We start from the raw sequence: 21,636 nt of genomic DNA, 5'->3' as shown, positions 1-21,636 counted from the left end.
CAACAGATGTCTACGGAACCCAGGGGTAGGCGCCGGCCGCCCCCTTGACGGTGATGCCCAGCTTGGTCGCCGCCTTGAACAGCATGCGCTTGGCCATGAACGTCCCCGTTCTGCGCGAAGTTACCGGCCGAGGGCCGGTCCGACGCGCAGCAGCTAACCACAAGCGTCCGCCCGCCGCCAGAGAGCGGAAGTATGCTGCTCACCCCTCTGCCCTACGGCCAACAGGCTCCCGTTACAAGGTGGTTGGCCGACGACCGGGCCCTTCAGGTCTGCGGAGGCGAGCCCAGCACGTCGGCCTGTCTCCACTCCGACCGCCACCAGCTCCGTGGTCGCCCACCAGTAGACGGGCCGGCCTCGCATCGTCAGACGGCCCCTGGGCTTTTTCGTGTCCCGGGGTCGGTGCCCATGGGCCTCGGGCTGTTGGGCCACTGGGGTGAGACAACCCGGCACGAGTGCCGTACCGGGCAGGAATCGCATGCGTATCAGGACACTCGGCGCAAGCACCTGTGCGCAGGTGACCGGGAGTGAGAAGGGGTTGTGCGCATGCCCACGATGCCGCCGAGGGTGGCCACCCAGGTCGACCGCCCGGCCGTACGCCGGGAGTTCGGCGCGCCGGTCCGGCGCGCGGCCGGCGTGGCTCCGCGCCGTGCGGAGGAGGTCGCGTGAAGCGGGTGCCGGGGCCGACCGACCATGTCGTCGTGGTGGGTGCCGGGCTGTCCGGACTGGCCTGCGCCCTGCACCTGCTGGGTGCGGGCCGCCGGGTCACCGTCGTCGAACGGGACGCCGGTCCTGGCGGCCGGGCCGGACGGGTGCGCCTGGGCGGATACGAGATCGACACCGGCCCGACGGTGCTGACCATGCCGCACCTGGCCGACGAGGCGTTCGCCGCCGTCGGCGACAGCCTCCACCGCCGCGTCGAGCTGACGGCTCTTCATCCGGCCTACCGGGCCTGCTTCGCGGACGGGTCCGCGCTCGACGTACACACCGACGGTGCGGCGATGGAGGCGGAGGTGCGGCGCTTCGCCGGACCGGCACAGGCGGCCGGCTACCGCGAGCTGCGGCAGTGGCTGGGGCGGCTGTACCGGGCGCAGATGCGCCGCTTCATCGACACGAACTTCGACTCACCCTTCCAACTCCTGCACCCGGATCTGGCGCGGCTGGCGGCGCTGGGCGGGTTCGGACGGCTGGACGGCCGTATCCGCCGCTTCCTCTCCGACGACCGCCTGCGCCGCGTCTTCTCCTTCCAGTCGCTGTATGTCGGCGTGGCCCCCGCCCGGGCACTCGCGGCCTACGCGGTGATCGCGTACATGGACACCGTGGCCGGCGTCTGGTTTCCGAAGGGCGGCATGCACGCGCTCCCGCGCGCCATGGCCGACGCTGCCGCACAAGCGGGCGCCGATCTGCGCTGGACCGCCGAAGTGTGCACACTGGAGCGCTCGGCAGACCGTGTGCGTGCTGTCCGCCTGACCTCTGGCGAGCGAATCCCCTGCGACGCGGTGGTGCTGACGTGTGAGCTGCCCGCTGCCTACGGACTGCTGGGACGCCGGCCACGGCGTCCGGCACGGCTGCGTCACTCACCGTCCGCTGTGATCCTGCACGCGGGCACGGACCGTACCTGGCCCCACCTCGCCCACCACACGATCTCCTTCGGCGCCGCGTGGGAGCGCACGTTCGACGAGCTGACCCGTGCGGGCGAGCTGATGAGCGACCCCTCGCTGTTGATCACCCGCCCCACCGCACACGATCCCGCCCTGGCGCCGCCGGGACGCCACCTCCACTATGTCCTCGCCCCCTGCCCCAACACCACTGTCGGTCCCGCGGCCGCCACATGGCGGGAGCTCGGCCCCCGATACCGCGACCGCCTGGTCGAGGAACTGGAGCGCCGGGGCCTGGGCGGGTTCGCGGACAGCGTCCAGGAAGAGCTCCTGGTGACGCCGCTCGACTGGGCAGGGCAGGGCCATGCGGCCGGCAGTCCCTTCTCGGTCTCCCACACGTTCGCCCAGACCGGACCGTTCCGCCCGCGCAACCTCCCACGAGAGGTGGAGAACGTGGTACTCGCCGGATGCGGGACGACTCCGGGCGTCGGCGTACCGACCGTACTCATCAGCGGCAAACTCGCGGCCGCGCGCGTCACCGGCGGCACAGGCGTCACCGGTGGCACAGGCGTCACCGGCCGCCGGTCCGCACGAGCGCGCCCGTCCCTGGCCACGGCGGACACATCTGCGGCTCCGGCTCCGGCGGGTACTGATGTCCCGTCGTGAACTGGACGCGGCCCGGATCACCGACCCCGCGCTCCGTGCTGCCTACGCGCAGTGCCGTCGGCTCAACGCCCGCCACGGCAGGACCTACTTCCTGGCCACCCGTCTCCTGCCGCTCGAACGACGCTCGGCCGTGCACGCCCTGTACGGCTTCGCCCGCTGGGCCGACGACATCGTGGACGACCTCGACCGGCACCATACGACCGAGGAGCGCGACCGGCTGCTGCGTCGTCTGGAGGACGATCTCGCTGACGGACTGCGTACCGGCGCCGGCAGCGGCGAACCGGTGGTCCGGGCCGTCGTCGACACCGCCGACCGGTTCGACATCGGTCATGCGCTCTTCGCCGACTTCCTGTCCTCGATGCGTGCCGACCTGACCGTCACGGACTACCCCACCTACGCTGATCTGCAGAGGTACGTGCATGGTTCGGCGGCAGTGATCGGTCTGCAGATGCTGCCGGTCCTCGGCACTGTCACGGCCCGGGAGGAGGCGGAACCGCACGCGGCGGCGCTCGGTGTGGCCTTCCAGCTCACCAATTTCCTGCGCGACGTGGGTGAGGATCTCGACCGGGGCCGCGTCTACCTGCCCGGCGATCTGCTGGCGGCAAACGGTGTGGACAGGCCCCTGCTGGAGTGGAGCCGACGCACTGGACGCCGTGACCCCCGGATCCGGGCCGCTCTCGTCGCGGCGGAGGCCATGACGCGAAAGATGTACCGGGCGGCGGAGCCGGGCATCGCCATGCTCGATCCGCGGGTGCGTCCCTGCATCCGTGCCGCGTTCACCCTCTACGGCGGGATTCTCGACGCGATCGCCGAGCAGGACTACACCGTGCTGCACCGTCGTGCGGTGGTGTCCCGTCGGCGTCGTGCGACCGTCGCCGCGGCGGGTGTGCTGCGCGTGGCCGGTGCCCGGTGGCACGCTCGCGCACGCGCCGGGCGGTTGTGGCAGCCCCGTCGAGCAGCCGAGGAGAAGGGCGCGGCGCGGTGAGTGAGCGAATGGGCGGCAAGCGCTGGTCCCCGCCGTTGCGACGTCGGCCCTCCGGCCCGGACTGGGCGGCGCAGGCACCGACCTGGCGTCAGGCGCGGCCGGCACTCGTCGCCGACGCGCTCGAGCGGGCGTCGGCCCGGCCGTCCGGCAACTGGTTCGTGGTCGGCGCCTCCCGGGAGGTGCGCGCGGGCGACCGCCCGTACGGCAGGACGGTCGGTGGCCTGGAGGTCGTGCTGTGGCGTTCGGACGACGGTGGGCTGCGCGCGGGGCCGGGCGTCTGCCCGCACCTCGGGGCTCCTCTGCGCGACAGCCGGGTGGTGTGCGGCACTCTGGTGTGCCACTGGCACGGCCTTGCCCTGGACGGTTCCGCGTCCGGTGGCTGGCAGCCGTTCCCCGTGCACGACGACGGCGTACTCGTCTGGGTACGGCTGGACGAGGTGGGCGGGGAGGAGCCCACTGAGCTCCCGGTGGTGCCTGAGCGCCCCGTGGCAGGGAGCGGTGTGGACGCGGTGTTCACGGCGGTGGGGCGGTGCGAGCCGCAGGACGTGGTGGCCAACCGGCTCGATCCGTGGCACGGCTCGTGGTTCCACCCGTACTCGTTCGTCGACCTGTCGGTGGTGCGGGAACCCCGTGGCGGGGAGGACGACGACGCCTTCGTCGTCGATGTCTCCTTCCGGGTGGCCGGGCGTCTGGTGGTCCCGGTGCGGGCCGAGTTCACCGCGCCGGAGCCGCGCACGGTCGTGATGCGCATCACCGGCGGCGAAGGCAGCACGTCCGTGGTGGAGACGCACGCGACACCGCTGACGAGGCTGAACCACGATCATCCGCGCACCGCCGTGGTGGAGGCGATGGTCGCCACTTCCCAGCGGCCGGGCTTCGCCCTCGCCCGAGCCGTGGCCCCCGTGCTGCGACCACTCATGCGCCGTACGGCCGGGCGCCTGTGGCGCGACGATCTGGCCTACGCCCAACGGCGCTGGACGCTGCGCAGCACCGGGCGGTTCCCTGGATGAGCCCGCACCGGTGGCATCCCACACCGGCGTGCGGGATGCCACGGGTCAGGCGGAGGGTCAGGAGGAAGGGCGGCGTCCCGCGACCGCCCCGAGCGCCCGGAGCAGGGCGGAACGGCCCGACCGCGGGACCGTCCACAGCACTTGCCCCCGTACACCCCGGTCGGCGAGCAGTGCGTTGGCCGCCAGGAAGCCGGTGGTGGCTGCCCGTTCCATGAGGGCGACGGGCAGGTCGCAGCGGATCGTGTCACCGGCCAGGGTCAGCCATGGGTGGGGAGTGCGCACGGTGGGGCGCTGTTGGTGGGAGCCGACTTCGAAGAGCGGGCAGTCCGAGCGCCACTCGTGCCGGGAGTCGACGATGCGCGCCTCGCGGGTCTCCGGGTACACCTGGTGGAGTCGGTCGATGAGCATGTCCTGCACGTCCTTCTGCTCGGCCGCGGGATCGACGGCGTAGGCGTGCAGTTCCACGACTGATCCCCCGGACCGCGCGGCCCAGCGGGCGGCCTCGCCCTCGTACCGCTCCAGAGTGCTGATGTTGTCCAACCCGCCGTAGCCGCTGGTGCCGAGGAATCCGGGCCTCTTGGAGCGGACCGGCCGGTCGAGCCAGAGCCGGGAGACGAGGAAGGGCGGTGCGGTGCGCAGTGCGGCGATGCCGTCACGCCAGGCAGAGGTGCCGAGGCGGGGTGACGCGGCGACGATCTGCCGCAGCCCCCCGGTGTCGAGAGCGAGCACCACTGCCTGGTGGAGGTCGGTACCGGCGTCGGTACGCACCTTTGCACCACCGCCGTCGTGGGGAACGATCTCGTGCACGGAGGTGCCGGTGCGCACGTCCGCGCCGAGGTGCTGGAGGTAGTCGCCGAGCGGGTCCCAGAGCGCCTGGGGGAAGGGCTCGCTCGGCACGTCGAAGAGCAGGCCCTCGGCCGATCCGAGAAAGTAGATGTGGAACATCAACAGCAGTTCGGCGGCCGACAGTTCACTCGGGTCGGCGAAGAAGCTGCGCGAGAACACCTCGAAGGCCAGGTGGTGCGCGGCCTCCGGGAAGCGCACCGCTTCCAGGATTCGGGTGGCGGTGACACTGTCGAAGCGTGCGTAGACCTCGGGTACGCGCACGTCGAAGAGCGGGAGTGCGGCCCGGGCGTCCATGGTGGCCAGGTCCCGCAGACGGAAGGTAGGGCTGAGGGCGGCGAAGCCGAACGCGCTGAGGGGTGGGGTCCTCGGGATGTGGGCGAAGCTGTCGGTCAGGCCGCCGCTGTGCCGCAGGGGGTAGTCGGGCAGCGGGATGAGCCGTGCGAGGCCGGGGTCGGTGCGGCGGAGCAGGCCGCGGAGGTTGTAGTACTGACGGAAGAAGGCGTGGAAACCGCGGGTCATGGTCACCGCGGAGCCGTCCGCCAGCCTGGTGCGCCGACCGGAGAGCCGGCCGCCGAGCGAGCCCTCCTTCTCGTACAGGGTCACGTGGGCGCCGCGTTCGGCCAGCAGGGTGGCCGCGGCCAGACCGGCGATTCCGCCACCGATCACCGCGACGGACGGCTCGTCCCCACGTCGGAAGCGCTCCGCGCCGGGTGCGGGGAACAGGATCTCCGCCTTGCGGTCCCGGCCCCGCCGGGCGGCAGGAGTGCGGCGGGCGGCAGGAGTGCGCCGGGCGGTCATTGCTCGTCCTTTCTCGCGGTGGGCGTGCCGCCGTTGCGGGCGAGGAAGGTGTGCACGATGCCCGTCTGCCATCCGGCGACGGGAGCGACACGCACCGAGGTCAGGCCGGTACGGCCCAGCCGGGCGGCGAAGGCGGGGGCGGTGTCGAAGGCGAGGACGCTGTGCCACAGATGGCGGTACAGGGCACGGTCGCCGAGGAGCGTGCCCGCGGGGATGACGAGCCCGTGGCACACCGCCGTCCACAGCGCTCGGTGCACCCGCGAGCCGCTGAGGCTGTACTCGTGGGCGGTGAGACGCCCGCCCGGCCGCAGCAGACTCCGAACGCTCCGCAGGACCGCGTCCGGATCGGTGACGTTGCGGAACAAGTAGGCGGCGAAGACGGCGTCGAAGGGGCCTTCGCCGGCCGTCGCGAGTTCCTCGGCGGTCAGGTGGAGAAAGCGCACACGCGCGGGCCACGGCTTGGCCAGCGCGCGACGCAGCATGCCGGCGGACGCGTCCACGGCGGTGATCCGGGCCCGCGGCGCGGCCCTGAGCAGAGCCCGGGTGGAGGCGCCGGTGCCGCAGCCGATGTCGAGGAGATGCAGTCCGGCTCCGCCGTCGGGGAGCCCGAGACGGCGGGCCGAGCGCAGGAGGTCGGTGTGGTAGCCGGGGTTGAGGGAGGTGAGGCTGTCGTAGGTGCGGGAGGCGTGGTCGAAGGCGCGGGCCAGGTCGTGGTCGCGCAGCAGGCTCATCGGTGGCTTACTCCGATTCGTACGGCAGGCCGGGAACGGCAGGCCAGGAACGGCGGGGCAGGAAAGGCAGTTCGGCCGCGGTGCAGAGCATCGGCCGAACAGGAGTGCGCAGTCCGATGCGCCACTTCTCCCGGGACGAGGTCGTACCGTCGAGAAAGCGCAGGAGGCGCTCGGCCGGGACGCGCCGGAACAGGTTGGTGAAGAAGTCAGGGCCGTTGATCCGCCCGGTGTCCAGAGCACGCAGCAGGATCGCGTCCATCGCCAGCGCGCGGCGCCCGTAGGGCGCGGGCACGGTCTCGTGCCCGTCGCCCAGGGTGGCGGCGATGGCTCTGCTCTGTCGCTGCACCGCGGCGAAGGTGTAGCCCGTGGCCGGCCGAGTGGCGCCGCCCGCGGTCCCGATGCGGAACACGGCGGCTCCGACCCGCCGCGGAAAGCGTGCGTCGGTCATGGGGATGGCCCCCTGCTCCGGCTGCTCCACCGTGAGCGCGCCGAGTCCCAGGATGTCGCGGCAGTAATGACCGAGTGCCGACTCGTACGCCTTGGTGCTCACCACCGCGCCGGAGAACTCGGTGTACTCCACGAGCGCCCGGTCCGGCGCCAGCGGCAGCACGTAGCCGAAGGCGAGCCCGTGCGCCGGCTGCGGGACCCGGAAGTCCATCAGGTCCGCGACCGCGGGATCGAACCGGTCGGTGTCGGTGCGCACGAACCAGCCGCGGAAGTGCTGGAGCAACCGCGTACGCGCCGGCGGCAGGGCGGGCAGCGGTCGGGAGTCGAACACGCGTCGGGCGCGCAGCGTCAGGGACGAGCCCCCCGGCAGCGTGCACCGGACCTCCGCTCCTTTGCGCAGGGCGCACACCGTTTCCACCGTCGCACGCAACAGACGCCCGCCGTCCGACCGGGCCAGCCGGCCGTGGACCATGCGTTCCAAGTCGGTCGACCGCACCATGCGGTAAGTGAACGGGGCCGGCTCGACGGTGACAGGGCGGCCGTCGGCGCCGTGTACCCGCAGCTTCGACCATGACGCGCTGACGACCTCTTCGAGGCCGTCGACGCCCGACTCCCAGTAGCACCAGGTCCGCTCCGCAGGGCGCAGCGGACCGTCCGGCGGCTCGACCACGGTCACGGGGGAAGCGCCGGCCTCCGTCAGCCGGTGCGCCAGGCTGAGACCGGCCGCACCCCCTCCGACGACGACGGTGTCGTGCGCTTCGGCGTCGCGGGGGGTCACCGTGCTCGCCGTTCGACGACGGGTGTTCCGTCCGGGGCCGTGCGCTGCGGCTCGGTGTCCGGCGGTGTTCGTCGGTCCATGGTGCTCCTCGGTCGACGCGATACCTGTGGCGCACGGAGGCCGGGGACGGCTTGCTCGCTCTGCGCTCCCGGCCGGACCCTGTCCGAACGTGGCAGCCGCGGGGGGTCGACGACGAGTGGCGCAGCCGCGACCGCCGGTCCAGCGGACCACGTTCCACTGGCCGATGCCAGGCGCCACGGCCAAGTACCCCCAACGACAGGAGGCCGGCCTCTCCCGGTCGTTCGATCACACCTCGCGACCAGGTGTCACCGGTGTGGAGCAAGCGGAACGGCGACGCCGACGCGCACGCCGTGTACCAGCCCCGCGCTCAGGCACCCTGGCCCGGTGATCGATCGGAGGAAACAATGGCCGAGCTGACGGGCGACGACGGTCGCGAGCCGACGGGCCGGGAGCCGACGGGCCGGGAGCCGACCGGCCGGCCGCGCGCGGGCTGGCCGACGCTGCTCCTGCTGCTCGCGGTGTGTTACGCGGTGGCCGCGGCAGGTGGTTTCGCCGCCGCCGACTCCGCAGAGACCTACCAGGCGCTGACCAAACCGTCCTGGGCTCCACCGGGATGGCTCTTCGGCCCTGTGTGGACCGTGCTCTACGGCACGATCGCCGTCGCCGCCTGGCTCGTACTGCGCTCTCGGACAACCGGCCACGTCGTGGCGATGACCTGGTGGTCCGTGCAGCTCGCTCTCAACCTCGCCTGGACCCCCCTGTTCTTCGCAGCCGACGCCTACGGACTGGCCTTTGTCGACATCTGTCTCCTGCTCGTCGCCCTGGCCGGCACCGTCGCCGCCTTCGGCCGGCGGCGCCGGGCCGCGGCTGTGCTGCTCCTGCCCTACATGGCATGGGTCGCGTTCGCCGCCGCTCTCAACCTCTCCATCTGGCTGCTCAACACGTGATCCGGTCCACGCCGTCCGGTTGGGGCAGCCGTGAAACGAGGACCGCGAGGTCGCCGGAGGCTCGACCGGTGCGGATTCGGTGGTTGCCTGATGCGGCGCCGCTTCCAGGATGACGGCGTCCAGCACGGCTTCACGTCGTGACCGCCCGCCACGATCGCCAGGCCGGGCCGTGGCATCCGACGCCGGCTACTGGCGGGCGAGTGTGGTGAAGCGCACTGGTGCGGCAAGGACCGCACGGGCCCCCTCCTCGTCGGCGGTGCGCGCGGCGAGTGTCGCCTCGGCCAGACGGGGAGGAAGCGCTTCCCCGAACTTGAGCCCACGCACCGCACGCGCGTCGACCTCCGGAAGACACATCCCAGCGGCGGCATCCGCGACGGCGGTCTTCCAGCGGGCCGGGGTGACGTCGTCCCGGAGCCGGATCCAGTGGTCGGCGAATCGTCGCTGCGGGGCGACGACGGAGGGCAGTGAGGCGGCCAGTGTGGCGTTGGCTCGGTGGCCGGCCCACGTCCACCAGCGGATGTCGCCGTCCGGGAGACGGGTGACAACGGTTCCGTCCGGGTGCACCGAGTCCGTGTGTGCGTCGCGGGCCTTGGTGAGTCTGACGGCGGCCCGTTTCGTCAGGCTTACGGGAGGGTCCGCACCGAGCAGGACATCGCGGGCGGCTCGGGTCAGGGCGAAGGAGCAGACCCGGTCTCCGCCGAAGCCGCTCCAGCGGGCGCGTCCGCCTTCGTCGGTCGGTTCCACGAAGCAGCGCCTGCGGCTCCAGTCGATGTACGTCACCAGCCAGCTCCGTCCCGCGAGCAGCAGCTTGCGCGGACCGGCGACTTCCTCGGTCAGCAGGTCGGGATCGGTGCGGCCGATCTCGGAACGACCGTTGTAGACGGCGAACTCGGGGGGCGCGGTGAAGACCGCCGTAAGGTTCATGAAGTGCCGGTGCCCGTAGCGGCGTTCGGCCTCGGGCCCGATGAACAGGACTCCACCGTCCTGTTCCAGATATCCCTGCTCGACCAGGTGGCGCACGACGGGTGCCGCTCCGGGCCCGAAGGGGCCGATTCCGCCCCACCACTCCCGCCACAGGTTCTCTCCGACACGGTGTTCCTGCAGGCACAGGGCGAGCAGTTGCTGGGTCACCAGGTGACGGGGCTCGGGTGGGGCCACGACGGGTTCGACCCAGCCCCGCGACCACTGCAGCAGAAGGGCCGCCGCGGAGAGCAGCCCGGCTTCGTCGAGCGCGAGGAACAGACAGTTGCGGGAGGCTCCGGGGCGGCGTCCCGTGCGGCCGAGGCGCTGGAGGAACGAAGCCACGGTGGACGGTGCGTCGAGCTGGATGATGCGGTCCAGGTCGCCGACGTCGATGCCGAGTTCCAGAGTGCTGGTGGAGACGATGACGCAGTCGCGGGCTTCGGCGAAGGCATCCTCGGCGCGGCGACGTTCGGCCACGGACAGCGAGGCGTGGGAGAGGAAGGTGGTCACGCCTTTGCGGCGCAGTTGCTCGCCCAGCTCTTCCACCGTGCGGCGGCTTTCGCAGAAGACCAGGCGCTTCTCCCCCCGGTGCAGGGCGGCGATCACCGTCGCCGCGTTGGCGACGGAGCCGACGTAGTCCAGTTCGATGTCGCCGGAGGGGGAAGGTGCGGCTGCTGTGGGCGGCGCTGCGGGCGCGGCTGCTGTGCCGGGTTCGGTTTCGCCGAGGTGGGGGGCGATGACCCGGGCGGGGCGACGCCCCTGTCCCGAACCCTGGAGCCAGGTCAGCAGCTCGTCGGGGTTGCCGACGGTGGCCGACAGTCCGACCCGTTGGAGTGGGCGCCCGACGACATGGCTCAGGCGTTCCAGGACGGCCAGCAGGTGCCAGCCCCGGTCGTCGCCCGCGAAGGCGTGCACTTCGTCGACGACGACGGCGTGCAGCCCCGAGAAGAAGACCCGGTGGTCGACATGGGTGCTCACCAGCATGGACTCCAGGGACTCCGGCGTGGTGAGGAGGATGTCGGGCCGGTGGGAGAGGATGCGGCGGCGCCGGGGCGTTGTGACGTCGCCGTGCCACAGCTCGACCGTACGGCCCAGCCACTCCGCATACGTCCGCAGCCGGGGGTGGAGGTTGTTGAGCAGCGCCTTGAGCGGGCACACGTACAGCACGCTGGTGCCCTTCCAGCCGTGCCGGTTCATGCGCGTCAGCAGCGGGAAGACGGCTGCCTCGGTCTTGCCCCCGGCCGTGGGGGCCAGCAGGACGGCGTCCTCGCCGCCAAGAAGCGGTTCCACGGCCGCTTCCTGGAGCGGACGCAGGGAGCGCCAGCCCAGCGCGTTGACGATGTGGTGTCCGAGGACGGGGTCCAGGAGGTCCAGGACCTCGACCGGTTGCCTCATGACGGGTCCAGGTCCGGGTCCACGTCCAGTTCGACGTCGCCGGCGCCGACGGCCGCGCTCCGTTCGGTCTCGGTGAGTTCGGCGCTGTTCAGGGTGAGGGCGTAGTGGGTGCGGGGATCGAAGTCCGCGAACTCGTCGACCCGGTCCAGGACATCGGCGACGAGTTTGCGCAGGTACAGACGCGGGGCGATACCGACCTTGCCGCCGAGCGAGCCGGTGAGCGCGCGGGCCAGCTCGTCGAGATAGGCGTCGTCGACGCGGGCCGCGAGCCGCTCGGGGTGACGGGCGGCTCCCGCGTAGAGGTCACGGACTTTGCGTCCCAGTTCGCCGAGGGCCGGCAGGTCGAATCCGGGAAGGCGCAGTTGTACGGCGCGGGGGGAGTCGAAGCGCGGGTCGGTGGTGAAGTCGGTGGCCAGCCGCTGGGCGAGGGGAGCGAGGCGCTGCACGCCCTGCTGTCCGTCGTAGAACGCGGGGGTGCCGGTGATGACGAGGAAGAGCCCCGGGAAGCGGCCCGCGTCGATCTCGTCGAGGAGCTGGCGCAGAGCGTTGAGGGACTTCTCCCGTACGTCCGAGCGCACCCGCTGGAGGGTCTCCACCTCGTCGAGGACGAGCAGCAGACCAGGGTGCCCGCAGTCCCGCAGCACGGTGAGGAGGCCCTGGAGGAAGCCCAGCGCGCCGAAGTGGTCCAGGTCGCCCCGCACGCCCGCCGCGCGTTTGGCGGAGGCCGCCACGGAGCGCTGCCCGCCGAGCCAGGCGATGAGGGACTCGGCGTGTGCCCCGTCCCCTGCCGCCACCGCTTGCCGGTAGCCGCGCAGCGCCGCGGAGAAGGCGGGCGTGGTGCGGGCGACGTCGGCCAGTCGCCGCTCCAGAAGTTCGTCCACCGCCTGTGCCAGTGCTGCCTCGTCGTCGTCGGCGATGGCGCCGTCGGCCAGGGCCTCCTCCTCCAGCGCGAAGAACCAGGAGTCGATGACCGCCCGGAGGGCGGAGGGCCGGTGTGTGGCCGTGGTGAGACGTTCGACGAGTCGCCGGTAGACGGTCTCCAGCCGGTGCAGGGGCGTCTCGGTTTCGGAGATCTGCACTTCGCTGACGGCGAGCCCGCGACGTTTGGCGCGTTCGGCGAGCCAGCGTGCGAAGAAGGTCTTGCCGGAGCCGTACTCGCCGCGCAGGGCGTGGAAGGCCGAACCGTCCCGGGCCACGGTGGCGAGGTCGTCGTCCAGGGCGGTCTCGAAGCGTTCGAGACCGACGGCGAACAGGCCGAGACCGGCTTGCGGAACGGTGCCGCGCCGCAGTGCGTCGACGACCTCGCGCCGCCGCGCGGCACTCACCTCGGACACGGGGGTGCTCATTCGACGTCTCCCAGGAACTGCTCTTCGAGAAGCGCCTTGTTGAGTTGGACGGTGCGCCCGGACTCGACGAGTTGGAGCACGGGGTAGCCGTCGACGTTGAGCAGGCGTTCCAGGACGGTGGCGAACCTCTCCGGGTTGCGCTGCGACCGGCCCGTGGCGGACTGGGCCGCGGCGGCCACCGCACCGGGTGACAGCTTCCCGCCCGCCTCCACCAGCGCGTCGAGCGCGGCGGCGACGGCTGTGTCCCCCTTGTCGCCCTGGATGCCCCGGACGAACTTGCGCTGTGCCTCGTACGGGTCGGAGCGCACGACGCGCTCCCCGAGGCTGTTTCGGCCAGGTGTCGGGGAGGCGGGCTCGGCTCGGGGCTCCGTTCGCGGCCCGCGCGTTCCCTCTGCGGCCTCGCTGTCGACGGCGGCGACCGGCACCTCGACGAGGGGAGGTGCGGATGCCGCAGGGCTCCCGGTGCCCGTGGCGGCGGTGGCCTCGAAGGTGGCGGGCGGCTCCGAGTCGGGCGCGGGGTCCTGCTCGCCGCGCCACCAGCCCGGTGCAGTGCCCTCGGCCGGCAGCAGTGTCCACCCGTCGGGGATCAGCGCTGCGGACGGGACGAGAGTGATCACGGGGACGGTGACCTCGGCGAGTGAGGCGCCGCCGTGGTAGCCGGCCTGCCGGGCCGTGTAGCGCAGGTCCTCGCGCCAGGGGAGGACGGCCCGGCCGCCGGGGGCTCCGACTCGGGGACCCGCCAGCAGGATCTCGCCGTCCTCGGGGGTGCCGGTGCGCCACCGTGCCCCCTGCACACCGTCGGCCGCGGTCTGCTGATGCGTGCGCGGAGTGCGGTCCAGGACGTGGCCGTGGTCGGAGACGAGCAGGACCGGCCTGCCGTAGTCGCGGGCGGCGTTGAGCAGGTTGGGCAGTTTGGCGATGTCGCCGATCCTCCACCGGCCGGCGATGCCTTCGCGGCCGTCGGCCAGCGCGTCGTCGATGGTGTTGAGGACGACACCGACGATGTCGTCGGAGGCGAGAGTCTGGAGCAGTTCAGGCGCCAGCCCGTGACCGGGGGGCCCTTCGTAGCCGCCCTTGTGGAAGAGCTGTGCCTCACGGCGTCGCCGCTTCCAGAAGGTGGCGAATCCGGTCCGCTCCTTGTTCTGCCCGCCTTCCTCCGCACGCGCGCACAGCAACGACGCCCGGCTGATTCTCGTCACCGAAGGCACCATCGACACGGCGGCCTGCCGCGCGGGCTGCCGGCCGGGCCCGGGTTTGGGTACCACCTCGGTCCACACCCGCCGGTCCAGCTCTCCGGCGAGCTGGACGGCCACGTCGGCGCTCATCCCGTCCAGGACGAGGATCAGCGGTCTGCCGCCGTTGCGGGCGAGTGGTGCGGCCGCCTCCGTGAGAACGTCCTCGATGAGCAGGGCGCCGCCCGGTGCCTGCTGTGAGGCGCCTTCGGTCCACACGGCGAGCCGCTGGGCGAATGCCTCGTCAAGGCGCGCACGCCGCGCTCGTACGGCTGTTATCAGCTTCTCGTAGGCGCCCGCCACGGCGGCGTCCCGCGAGCTGTCCCCCTCGGCGAGGATGCTCACCGCCAGATCGGCCCACCCGGACGAGGCCATGTGCGCCCGCACCGCTCGCCCCACCGATTCGACCGGCGGCAGTGGGCGGTGGAGCCATCGCACCAGCCGCACGGCGGCACGGGCCGTTTCCGTGGAGTCGGCGTAAACGGTGCTGAGCTGGTGCTCCGTGAGGTGGCGCAGGGCGGTCTCCGCCGGCCCTGCTGGTCCGCCGAGCAGAGCGGCCAGGTCGCGCAGCCGCTGCCGGTAGCCGGACGGCAGGAGCCGGTCGGTGCCGATCAACGGGCTGAGCTTGGCCTCCGTCGACAGCCGGTCGGCGTGCTCGAGGACGTCGAGGACACGACCGCGGGCCTCCTCGCGCTGCGGTCCGCTGCTCTCGGCCTGTGCGATCCAGCGGGTGAGGACGCCGGTCGCGGCGTCCGCGAAGGGCCGCAGCGCCTCGAAGGAGGAGAGCGCCGGGCCGAAGAGGGTGCCGAGCGCGAACCCGGCTGCCTCGGCCGCCTCCGAGGAGAGTGCCGCGGAGGCGAGTGCCCCCAGCGGCAGCGCCTGCTCACCCCGCCCGTCGGCCGCCAGCGCCATCAGGGTGGCGGCGGCCGGTCCCGCGGCCTGTGCGAGCCACTCGGCGATCCCCTCGCGTTCGGCGAGGGGGAGCGCCGCGTACGTGGCGGGGCCGGTCGGCGTACGGGACCAGGCGAACAGCGTGTCCGCGTCGAGGTCGAGAGTGTCGGAGGTGGTGTCGCCCAGTCCGAGCCGCTGGGCCAGCAGCGCCCGCACCGCGCGGTCCCGGGTGAGGACGGCGCCGGCACGTGGCCAGCCGCCGTCCACCGGCTCCGCCTCCAGCAGCGCGTCGAGGAGCCAGCGCTCCCCGGACATACGGGGGTCCAGGTCGGTGGCTCCGAAGAGCTGTTTGACGATTTCAGCCCGGTCCACGGGCAGGGGACGGTGCCGCACGGCGTGGGCACGCAGATCCCAGCCGAGCTGCTCGGCTGGGACCCGCCCGGTCACGACGAGCACCCTGTCCTCGTCCTTGTCCCCGTTCTCGCCGTTCTCGTCTTCGTCTGCCTCGGCCCGGTGCCGTTGCCAGGCGTCGACGACTCCCAGCAGCGAGTCGTGGTCGCTGATCCGGACGTGCCGGCTTGTGCCGTTGATCTGGACGGTGAACTCGGCTTCCCGGCCGCGGTCCTCGTAGGCCGCGTCGACCAGGACGAGCCGTTCTCCCTCGGACTGCGGCAACTCGACCTGGAGCAGCATCTCGATGGCGCGGCGGCCTACGACAGGGTGGGCGGCCATCAGCGACCGCCTTCGCCTTCGTCGCCCGCGGACTCCCGGGCCGTGCCGCGAGCGTCATCGTCACGGCTCCCGTCCCCGGGCGCGGCAGCGGTGCCGTCTCCGGTCCTGTCCCCGGTCCCGTCCGTGGTCGGCTGCCGTTCCTCTACGGCCCGCCAGATGATCTCCACCGCCGTGTGCGGGTGCCCCGCGCGGAACGTGTGGATCTCCTGCCTTATGGCGGCCAGTTCGGTGGCGAGCAGCGCCTCCAGTCCACTCGGTGCGTCACCGATGATCCTGCGGGCGGCGCGCGCCGCCGGGCCGGTCCCTGCCGTGGCCGCGTCGTCCGTCCCGCCGGTCCTGTCCTGGCCGGTTTCCGGCTTGGGTGCCGCCGATTCACCCGGCTCGTCCGGCTGCGAGGGAACGGGCGGGGCACCGTGCTCCGTCAGCGGGATCTGTTCGGGGCCCGGGGCCGGCGGCTGGGGCGGCATCGGGGTCGTCCGCTCCAGTTGGAGCGCCGCGTCCACGATGGCCATGCCGGTCTCCCGCACGGACGTGAGCACCGGTACGAGAGAGCGCTCGAACTCCGACGCACGGGCCGCCTCGGCGATCCGGTCCAGGAGCCGCCCCGCGCGGTCTCCCACGCTGTCGTCGCGGTCACGAAGGCCCTGGACGCTCCGCAGCAGGTGCCAGTCCGTCCCGTCCAGAGCCCGGAGCACCGCTCCGGCACTCTCCATGGTGTGGGCCAGCTCCCGGGCAGGCGTCTGGTGCGAGACGGCGGCAAGTTCCTCGACCAGCGCTGTCGCGTCGTTGCCGTGCCGGCTCAGCCGGGCCAGCAGCCCCAGCGCCTCGCGCAGCATCGCCGTACGGGGAGCGGGCTCGGACCCGTCCAGGCCGAGCAGCGCGGCGTGCCGCTCCAGCGTGGTGCGCACGCCCGAGACGTTCGTCTCGCACTCCTCCACCTTGCCGCGGACGGCCTCGGCCAGGCTGCTCACGTTCCGTGCGTACGGCTGCGGCTTGGCGGCCACGCCGAAGAGCCGGCCGGCGTGGTCGCGCGCGGCCTCGTACACCTCCGCGTCCGGCAGCGGCTGGGAACGCAGTGCCCAGCCGGGGCCGATCGACGGCAGATCGGGTGCCGTGGTCTCCGGCCCGGAGTGGTACGTCCAGGCGCGGTCGTCGAGCAGCGCATAGGCGGCGATGAGCAGATTGACGATGTTCGCGTCCAGGCCCGCGTATCCGAGGGGCTCCTGGGTGATCCAGCGGCGGATGTCCTCGACCCGCAGCAGCTCCCGCTCGCCGTGCTGGGCGGCGGCCTGGTTGATGCGGGTGCGCCAGTCGGCCCGCAGCACCAGCGGGCCGTCGTGCACGGTGCCCAGCTCCAGCGGTTCCACGATCCGCTTGACCGTGCCCAGTTGGTTGTTGTCGACCTCCACCCGGCCGCCCTCGTCCATCGCCCGGGTGATCCACTCCAGCGTGGTCCGCAGCTCCCTCACCGAGACGGCCTCGGGCTGGCCCGCGCGGATGGCGCTGAAGTCGGGGTGCTTGCGGTACAGCGCGGCGAACATGCCGTCGGCGAGGCGGGCGAGGTTGTCGGCGAACGTCTTGCCGCCCTCGACCTCGGGGCGGGAGAACTCCGGCTGGAGCGAGAGCACATGGCGGCCCTCGGCCACGGGGACGGACGTGGTGCCTTCGGTGGGCGCGGAGAGCCCGTAGACCTCGCCGAGCGCCTCGACGAGCGTGCCGGTGAGGCCGTCGCGCCCAAGCTCCAGCGCCCGCCGGGCCTTGGCGCGGTCGTCGGGGGCGTAGTTGCGGGTGTACTCGTCCAGCCGGTTCCGCTCCAGCAGGAAGGTGATCCGCATCAGCCGTCCGAGCTGGGCGTTGCGCTCCTCGGAGAAGAAGTGGGGCAGCCACACCAGGGTGGGCGCTACGAGCCCTTCGCTTTGCAGCTTCATGACGCGCTGGAAGTCGTCCGAGGGATAGCGGTCGTCCTCGTCGAAGGGGTAGTCGACGATGAAGCGGATCCTGCCGTCCGTGCTCGGGGTGAACTGCTCGTCCGGGAGCTTGGGGGCGTCGGCCACGTTACCGAAGACGAACTCCGCGGTGCGCTTCGTGCCCCGCCAGACGAGCTCCTTCTCGGCGAGCAACTGCCCCTTCTTGACACCGAGCAGCTCCCACAGGCGGTCGTTCACCCACACCCTGCGCGCCCCGCCCTTGTCCTCTCCGGCCACCGCCTTCAGCAACGGCTCGATGTCCAGGTCGGACAGGTGGAGGGAGAAGACCGGATCGTTCTCGCCCTCGGTGCGCAGCTCGGAGGGGAAAGCGCCCTGCAGCGCTTTCAACCGCTCGGTGACCTTGGTGCCGACGGGCACCGTCCGGGAGTGCACGGAGCCGTGGTTGAGGGCGGCCAGCCGTGCCCCGGTGAGCCTGCGCAGCGCCGGCACCTCGGGGGCGAGCGCGGCGAGCAGCAGCGTCTTGACGAAGCGGTCGTCGGCGACGAAGTCGGAGTGGTCCGCCCCGCCGTACTTGCTCAGCAGATACTGGCGGGCCTTGTCGTAGAAATCCCTGGCCGCCTTGGCCTCGTGCTTGAGCTCGTCGGTGAACGCGACGCCGTTGCCGTCCACGAGGACGTCCCACAGGTCGCCGAGCGGGACGAGCCGGCCCAGCGGGGCGTGCGCGTTCTTCTCCAGCAACTGCTGGACCAGCTTGAGGCCGCTGCGCTCCCGCTGGAGCGCCCCGGACAGCGCCACCAGCACGTTCAGCAGGGCGGGCGAGAGCGGGTAGACGGCGCGGAAGTCCTCCCAGCCCGCGCCGGTGGCGCCGCCGCCGTCCAGCAGGATGTCCTTGACCTGCTGGTTCGACGCGTCGATGCCCTTGAAGGCGGACCGGAGCAACTCCTCCTTGCCCTCCCTGGGCTTGAGCACCCGCTCCCTGATGATCTCCGGGAGGTTGCGGTCCTCCAGGTTGATGATGGTCAGGCGCTCCTTCAGATACTCCAGCGCCTGCTCCATGTTCTGCACGTCGGAGCCGAGGATGTCCTTCCCGACGAGCTGGGAGAGGTCGCGCTGGCGGGAGATGAAGGAGACGATCGGCACCGGCCGGTCGGCGTTGCCGGATTCGATCAGCTTGACCAGCTTCTGGATCTCCTCGTTGACCCAGGTACGTTCCCGCATCCGGGCCTGGAGCCAGAGGATCAGCTCGTCGAGGAAGAGCACCACGCCGTCGTAGCCGAGCGTCCGCGCGTGCTTGCTGATCTCGCTGAGCCCGTCGTCCAGCGATACGTATGCGTCCGGGCCCCCGGCGGCGCTCGCCGCGTACGACTTCATGGGCCCGCTGATGAGCGCCGTCACCAGGCTCTCGCGCCCCGTGTCCCCGGCCGGTGCGGCGAAGGCCGCGTCGAGTTCCTCACCGGCCCACGCGGTGGGGCCCGCCGTACCGATCGGCGCGAGCCCGTCGCCCCCCGCGGGTGCCGAGCCGATGGGCGCCAGCCCGTCACCCGTGCCCGGCGCATCCGGGCCCGCGGTGGGCAGCAGCCGGATGAACGCCTCGTCGCCCACCGACTCCCGCAGGGCACGGGCGTCGGCCAGCAGCGCGTCCGCCTTGAAGACCGACGGCGTGGGCGCGTCCGGGTGCAGTTCGCGTACGACCTTCACGTAGCCGCCGAGCAGCGCCGACTCCAGGTTGGCAGCGCCCACCAGGTGGTAGGGCACCATCAGGAACTTCCGGTCGGACAGCCAGTCGTCGTGGTCGGCGACCACCTCTCGCAGCCGGCGCTTGTCACGGACGGCCGCGTCGCCGTTGAGCACGGCGTGCAGCACGGTCAGGAAGTGGCTCTTACCGGCGCCGAACGAGCCGTGCAGATAGGCGGCGTACGACGTGTTCTTCCGCACAGCGCCACGGACCAGCCGCAGTGCCTTGTCGAACTCCTTGGCCAACTGCTCGGTGACCACATAGTCCGCCACCGAACCGGCCGCGTCGTCCCCGAACCCCTGTGACAGCGCGATCTTGTAATCGCCGGCGTGGGCGTCCTCCCTGATCTCGAGGACGTCCCTCAGCACGACCTTGCTGTCCCTGGCCATCAGCCGCTTCAGCTCCCCACACCCCGACGAGACCCCGCCCGGCCACCCGCCGGGCACCTTCACCCGGCCGTTCGGCCGGCATTTTGTCCGGCTCTGTGACCGGGCACTTCACGCAGCGCGGCCCGGCGGTCACCCGCAGCGCGCACGCAACCCCTCCATCCTGCCATTTCGGCCAGGATGGAGGGGCGGGGTGCGCGAGGTCGGGACCGCTACGTGGTGCGGGGCGTCACTGGCGTGACGGGCTTCGGGTCACTGCCAGAAGAGCTCCTCCACAATGATCTGCGGATCCTCGGTACGCCGAATGAAGGTGTAGGTCATCCAGCCGTGGCCGCTGTCGAAGAGAAGGACGTGGGCGCCCTTCGGCTCGGTGGACTGAACCGGCTGGACTTTCATGCCATCGGGAAGATCCACATCGGTTTCGATGCCGCGGAAGTAGGGATCCTTCGCCGTGACCAGCTCGGCGCGGGCTGCGTCGACCACCTTCCGCACGTGCTCCGGGAGCGAGTCGCGGGCAGCCTGGGCCTTGAGTGTCCAGTCCATCTGCCACGGCGGACCCATGAATCCGTTGTCGGTCACTGGCCGGGCTCCAGCCTCCGTACGTGGTAGCGAATGTTTGAAGCCTCCTCCAGGAGCGCCTTGGCCTCGGTGATGTCGGTGGATTCCGAGGCGCGGCGGTGGAGGTCTTTCATATGGGCGTCGAGCTTCGGATCACGGGCGATCGCGTACTCGCCCCACCAGCGGGCCATGAACGCAGGCACGGTGCTGATGTCGAACGCGTCGGCCACCGCCCACCTCCAGTGCTCGTCGAAGTCGGGGAGGAGCTGGGGGGTGTGCTGGGCGATCGCCGCGCGCAGTGCCTTCGGGTTCCGCTCGGGCATGGGCGGGACAAGTGGTGAGGGATCAACGGCGTGGGCGGTCATGGCCTCGATTACTCCTTCCCTGACGCGTCGACGACGTGTCGTGCGTACGACCATAGCCCGCGTCACCGACCTTCCGTGTGCGGTCCGCGGCCGGGCTTCGGTTCCGCGGTGTCCGTGGTATTCGGGGAGTCGTCGGGTTCCCCAGCGTCTCGTGCGGAGAGGCGCAGGCCGCGGGATTCGGCGACGCGCAGGGCGTCGGTCAGGCACTCGGCGAGCCGGATACCGGCGTAGCGCACCTCGGTGTACGGGGAAGCCGGGTCGTCCAGCACTTCGCGGGCGAGCCCGAGCACGTCGGTGCCCGTGGTCAGCAACTCCTCCTCCATCTGGTCGGCCAGGCGTGAGAGGTACCCGCCCTCCTCGTCCGGGACGAGGTAGCACGGCTTCCCCTCCGGGGACGGCCAGGGCAGTAGCCGGAGCGTGGTTGTGTCGTCCGTCGGGTGCCACTTCGGGTGTCCGTGCTCCATCAGGCGGCCCTGCCTTCCAGGCCACCTGCGCCGATCAGGTGCTGGTCCAGATCGATCCCGAAGTCGGCGGCGAGGACGAGCGTGCGGCGCCGGTGCCGTTGCTGCTGCGCCTGCCTTCGCTGTCGCTGCGCCCGCTGCTGTTCTTCCTCGTGCGCCACGAGGTACGGGCGCACCAGAGGGATGGCCTCGCCGTCGAGTACGGGTACGGGGCTCGCTTCGCCGAGCCCGGCGAGCCTGAGCCGTGCGTATGGGGTGCGGTGAGAGGGGAGACGGGCGGAGGTGGGGCGAGTGGTGAGGGCGGGCCGCGCCTTGCGGGGGCCCGCGCGGTGGGTTCCGGTGCCGGGGGCGAGCAGCAGGCTCAGCCGGTGGACGGTGCGGCGGATAAGGTTGTGCATGTTGGACGCTCCTTGACAGCGTTCGGCCGTGCCCCCGGACGGTTGCAGCCGTCGCGGGGGTCTGTGTCGTATGTACCACGGTACGCCATGGACGCCATTGGTGCACCATGGGCTGCCAATGCGGGGTCTGGCGCACCAGGTGAAGCTTCAGGTATGGCCCAGTACGAATGGCAGCGGATCGCGCGTGTCCTCGAGGAAGAGATCAGGTCGGGACACGTGCCGCCTGGGGGAGCACTGTCCAGCATCACGCGGCTGGCTGAGACTTACGGTGTCGCCGACCGCACTATCCGGCGCGCACTGCGGGACCTGCGTGAGCGAGGGCTCATCGAGACCTTGCCGCACAAAGGCTCATACGTGGTTGATGTGCTGCCGCCCGCCGACGTGCCCGAGAAAGACGAAGGCACGGACTGACGGTCCCGACG

The 21,636-nt window shown here is 71.8% G+C and carries 17 protein-coding genes; 6 read left to right on the top strand and 11 right to left on the bottom strand.

Features of this window, described 5'->3' with window-relative positions; genetic code table 11:
* Positions 1-543 precede the first annotated feature (543 nt).
* Genes JW592_RS33230 through JW592_RS18265 form a run of 4 tightly spaced genes read left to right on the top strand, consistent with a single transcriptional unit; the run spans position 544 to position 4,256 of the window.
* Entirely contained in the window at positions 544-666 is a 123-nt protein-coding gene (locus tag JW592_RS33230; protein WP_267878039.1) for a hypothetical protein, read from the top strand.
* The gene (gene crtI, locus JW592_RS18275) at positions 663-2,261 is read left to right on the top strand and encodes a phytoene desaturase family protein (protein ID WP_209266202.1); all 1,599 of its coding nucleotides are present in this window, start codon (positions 663-665) and stop codon (positions 2,259-2,261) included. Before JW592_RS33230 ends, crtI begins: the two co-directional genes overlap by 4 nt.
* On the top strand, positions 2,248-3,246 hold the full coding sequence (locus tag JW592_RS18270; protein WP_209266201.1) for a phytoene/squalene synthase family protein: 999 nt from the start codon (positions 2,248-2,250) through the stop codon (positions 3,244-3,246). Before crtI ends, JW592_RS18270 begins: the two co-directional genes overlap by 14 nt.
* Positions 3,247-3,254: 8 nt before the next feature.
* Positions 3,255-4,256, top strand: coding sequence for a Rieske (2Fe-2S) protein (locus JW592_RS18265; RefSeq protein ID WP_209266276.1), 1,002 nt, complete (start codon positions 3,255-3,257; stop codon positions 4,254-4,256).
* Positions 4,257-4,313: 57 nt separating this feature from the next.
* Here JW592_RS18265 and JW592_RS18260 read toward each other — a convergent pair whose 3' ends face one another.
* The 3 genes from JW592_RS18260 to JW592_RS18250 are packed head-to-tail and all read right to left on the bottom strand — an operon-like array spanning position 4,314 to position 7,856.
* Positions 4,314-5,900 carry an FAD-dependent oxidoreductase gene (locus JW592_RS18260; protein WP_209266200.1) on the bottom strand — a complete coding sequence of 529 codons (1,587 nt, stop codon included), beginning with the start codon at positions 5,898-5,900 and terminating at the stop codon, positions 4,314-4,316.
* Positions 5,897-6,631, bottom strand: coding sequence for a methyltransferase domain-containing protein (locus JW592_RS18255; protein WP_209266199.1), 735 nt, complete (start codon positions 6,629-6,631; stop codon positions 5,897-5,899). Before JW592_RS18255 ends, JW592_RS18260 begins: the two co-directional genes overlap by 4 nt.
* A gap of 7 nt (positions 6,632-6,638) precedes the next feature.
* Entirely contained in the window at positions 6,639-7,856 is a 1,218-nt protein-coding gene (locus JW592_RS18250; protein WP_209266198.1) for a lycopene cyclase family protein, read from the bottom strand.
* Between the two features lie 425 nt (positions 7,857-8,281).
* On the opposite strand from JW592_RS18250, the gene JW592_RS18245 reads away from it, so the two are divergent.
* On the top strand, positions 8,282-8,824 hold the full coding sequence (locus JW592_RS18245) for a TspO/MBR family protein (RefSeq protein ID WP_209266197.1): 543 nt from the start codon (positions 8,282-8,284) through the stop codon (positions 8,822-8,824).
* 186 nt (positions 8,825-9,010) lie between these two features.
* Here JW592_RS18245 and JW592_RS18240 read toward each other — a convergent pair whose 3' ends face one another.
* From JW592_RS18240 to JW592_RS18205, 8 genes are all read right to left on the bottom strand, one after another.
* Complete coding sequence (locus JW592_RS18240; RefSeq protein ID WP_209266196.1) at positions 9,011-11,182, bottom strand: DEAD/DEAH box helicase; 2,172 nt, start codon at positions 11,180-11,182, stop codon at positions 9,011-9,013.
* Positions 11,179-12,528 carry a BREX system ATP-binding protein BrxD gene (brxD, locus tag JW592_RS18235; RefSeq protein WP_209266195.1) on the bottom strand — a complete coding sequence of 450 codons (1,350 nt, stop codon included), beginning with the start codon at positions 12,526-12,528 and terminating at the stop codon, positions 11,179-11,181. The genes JW592_RS18240 and brxD overlap by 4 nt, the downstream gene beginning before the upstream one ends.
* Positions 12,525-15,383 carry a BREX-2 system phosphatase PglZ gene (pglZ, locus tag JW592_RS18230; protein WP_209266194.1) on the bottom strand — a complete coding sequence of 953 codons (2,859 nt, stop codon included), beginning with the start codon at positions 15,381-15,383 and terminating at the stop codon, positions 12,525-12,527. Before pglZ ends, brxD begins: the two co-directional genes overlap by 4 nt.
* A complete protein-coding gene (locus JW592_RS18225) occupies positions 15,383-19,435 on the bottom strand; it encodes a DUF6079 family protein (protein WP_229376318.1) in 4,053 nt (1,350 codons plus the stop codon). Before JW592_RS18225 ends, pglZ begins: the two co-directional genes overlap by 1 nt.
* Positions 19,436-19,684: 249 nt before the next feature.
* A complete protein-coding gene (locus JW592_RS18220) occupies positions 19,685-20,011 on the bottom strand; it encodes a hypothetical protein (RefSeq protein WP_307805453.1) in 327 nt (108 codons plus the stop codon).
* Entirely contained in the window at positions 20,008-20,355 is a 348-nt protein-coding gene (locus JW592_RS18215; RefSeq protein ID WP_209266193.1) for a DUF6247 family protein, read from the bottom strand. Before JW592_RS18215 ends, JW592_RS18220 begins: the two co-directional genes overlap by 4 nt.
* A gap of 62 nt (positions 20,356-20,417) precedes the next feature.
* The gene (locus tag JW592_RS18210; RefSeq protein ID WP_209266192.1) at positions 20,418-20,819 is read right to left on the bottom strand and encodes a hypothetical protein; all 402 of its coding nucleotides are present in this window, start codon (positions 20,817-20,819) and stop codon (positions 20,418-20,420) included.
* Positions 20,819-21,214 carry a hypothetical protein gene (locus tag JW592_RS18205; RefSeq protein ID WP_209266191.1) on the bottom strand — a complete coding sequence of 132 codons (396 nt, stop codon included), beginning with the start codon at positions 21,212-21,214 and terminating at the stop codon, positions 20,819-20,821. Before JW592_RS18205 ends, JW592_RS18210 begins: the two co-directional genes overlap by 1 nt.
* 153 nt (positions 21,215-21,367) lie before the next feature.
* On the opposite strand from JW592_RS18205, the gene JW592_RS18200 reads away from it, so the two are divergent.
* Positions 21,368-21,625, top strand: a complete 258-nt coding sequence (locus tag JW592_RS18200) for a winged helix-turn-helix domain-containing protein (RefSeq protein WP_209266190.1) — start codon at positions 21,368-21,370, stop codon at positions 21,623-21,625.
* The last annotated feature ends 11 nt before the right edge of the window (positions 21,626-21,636 follow it).

It is taken from the genome of Streptomyces spirodelae, assembly GCF_017676385.1.
GTDB classification, from domain to species: Bacteria; Actinomycetota; Actinomycetes; order Streptomycetales; family Streptomycetaceae; genus Streptomyces; species Streptomyces spirodelae.
This window is presented reverse-complemented; position numbering and strand designations above follow the sequence as displayed.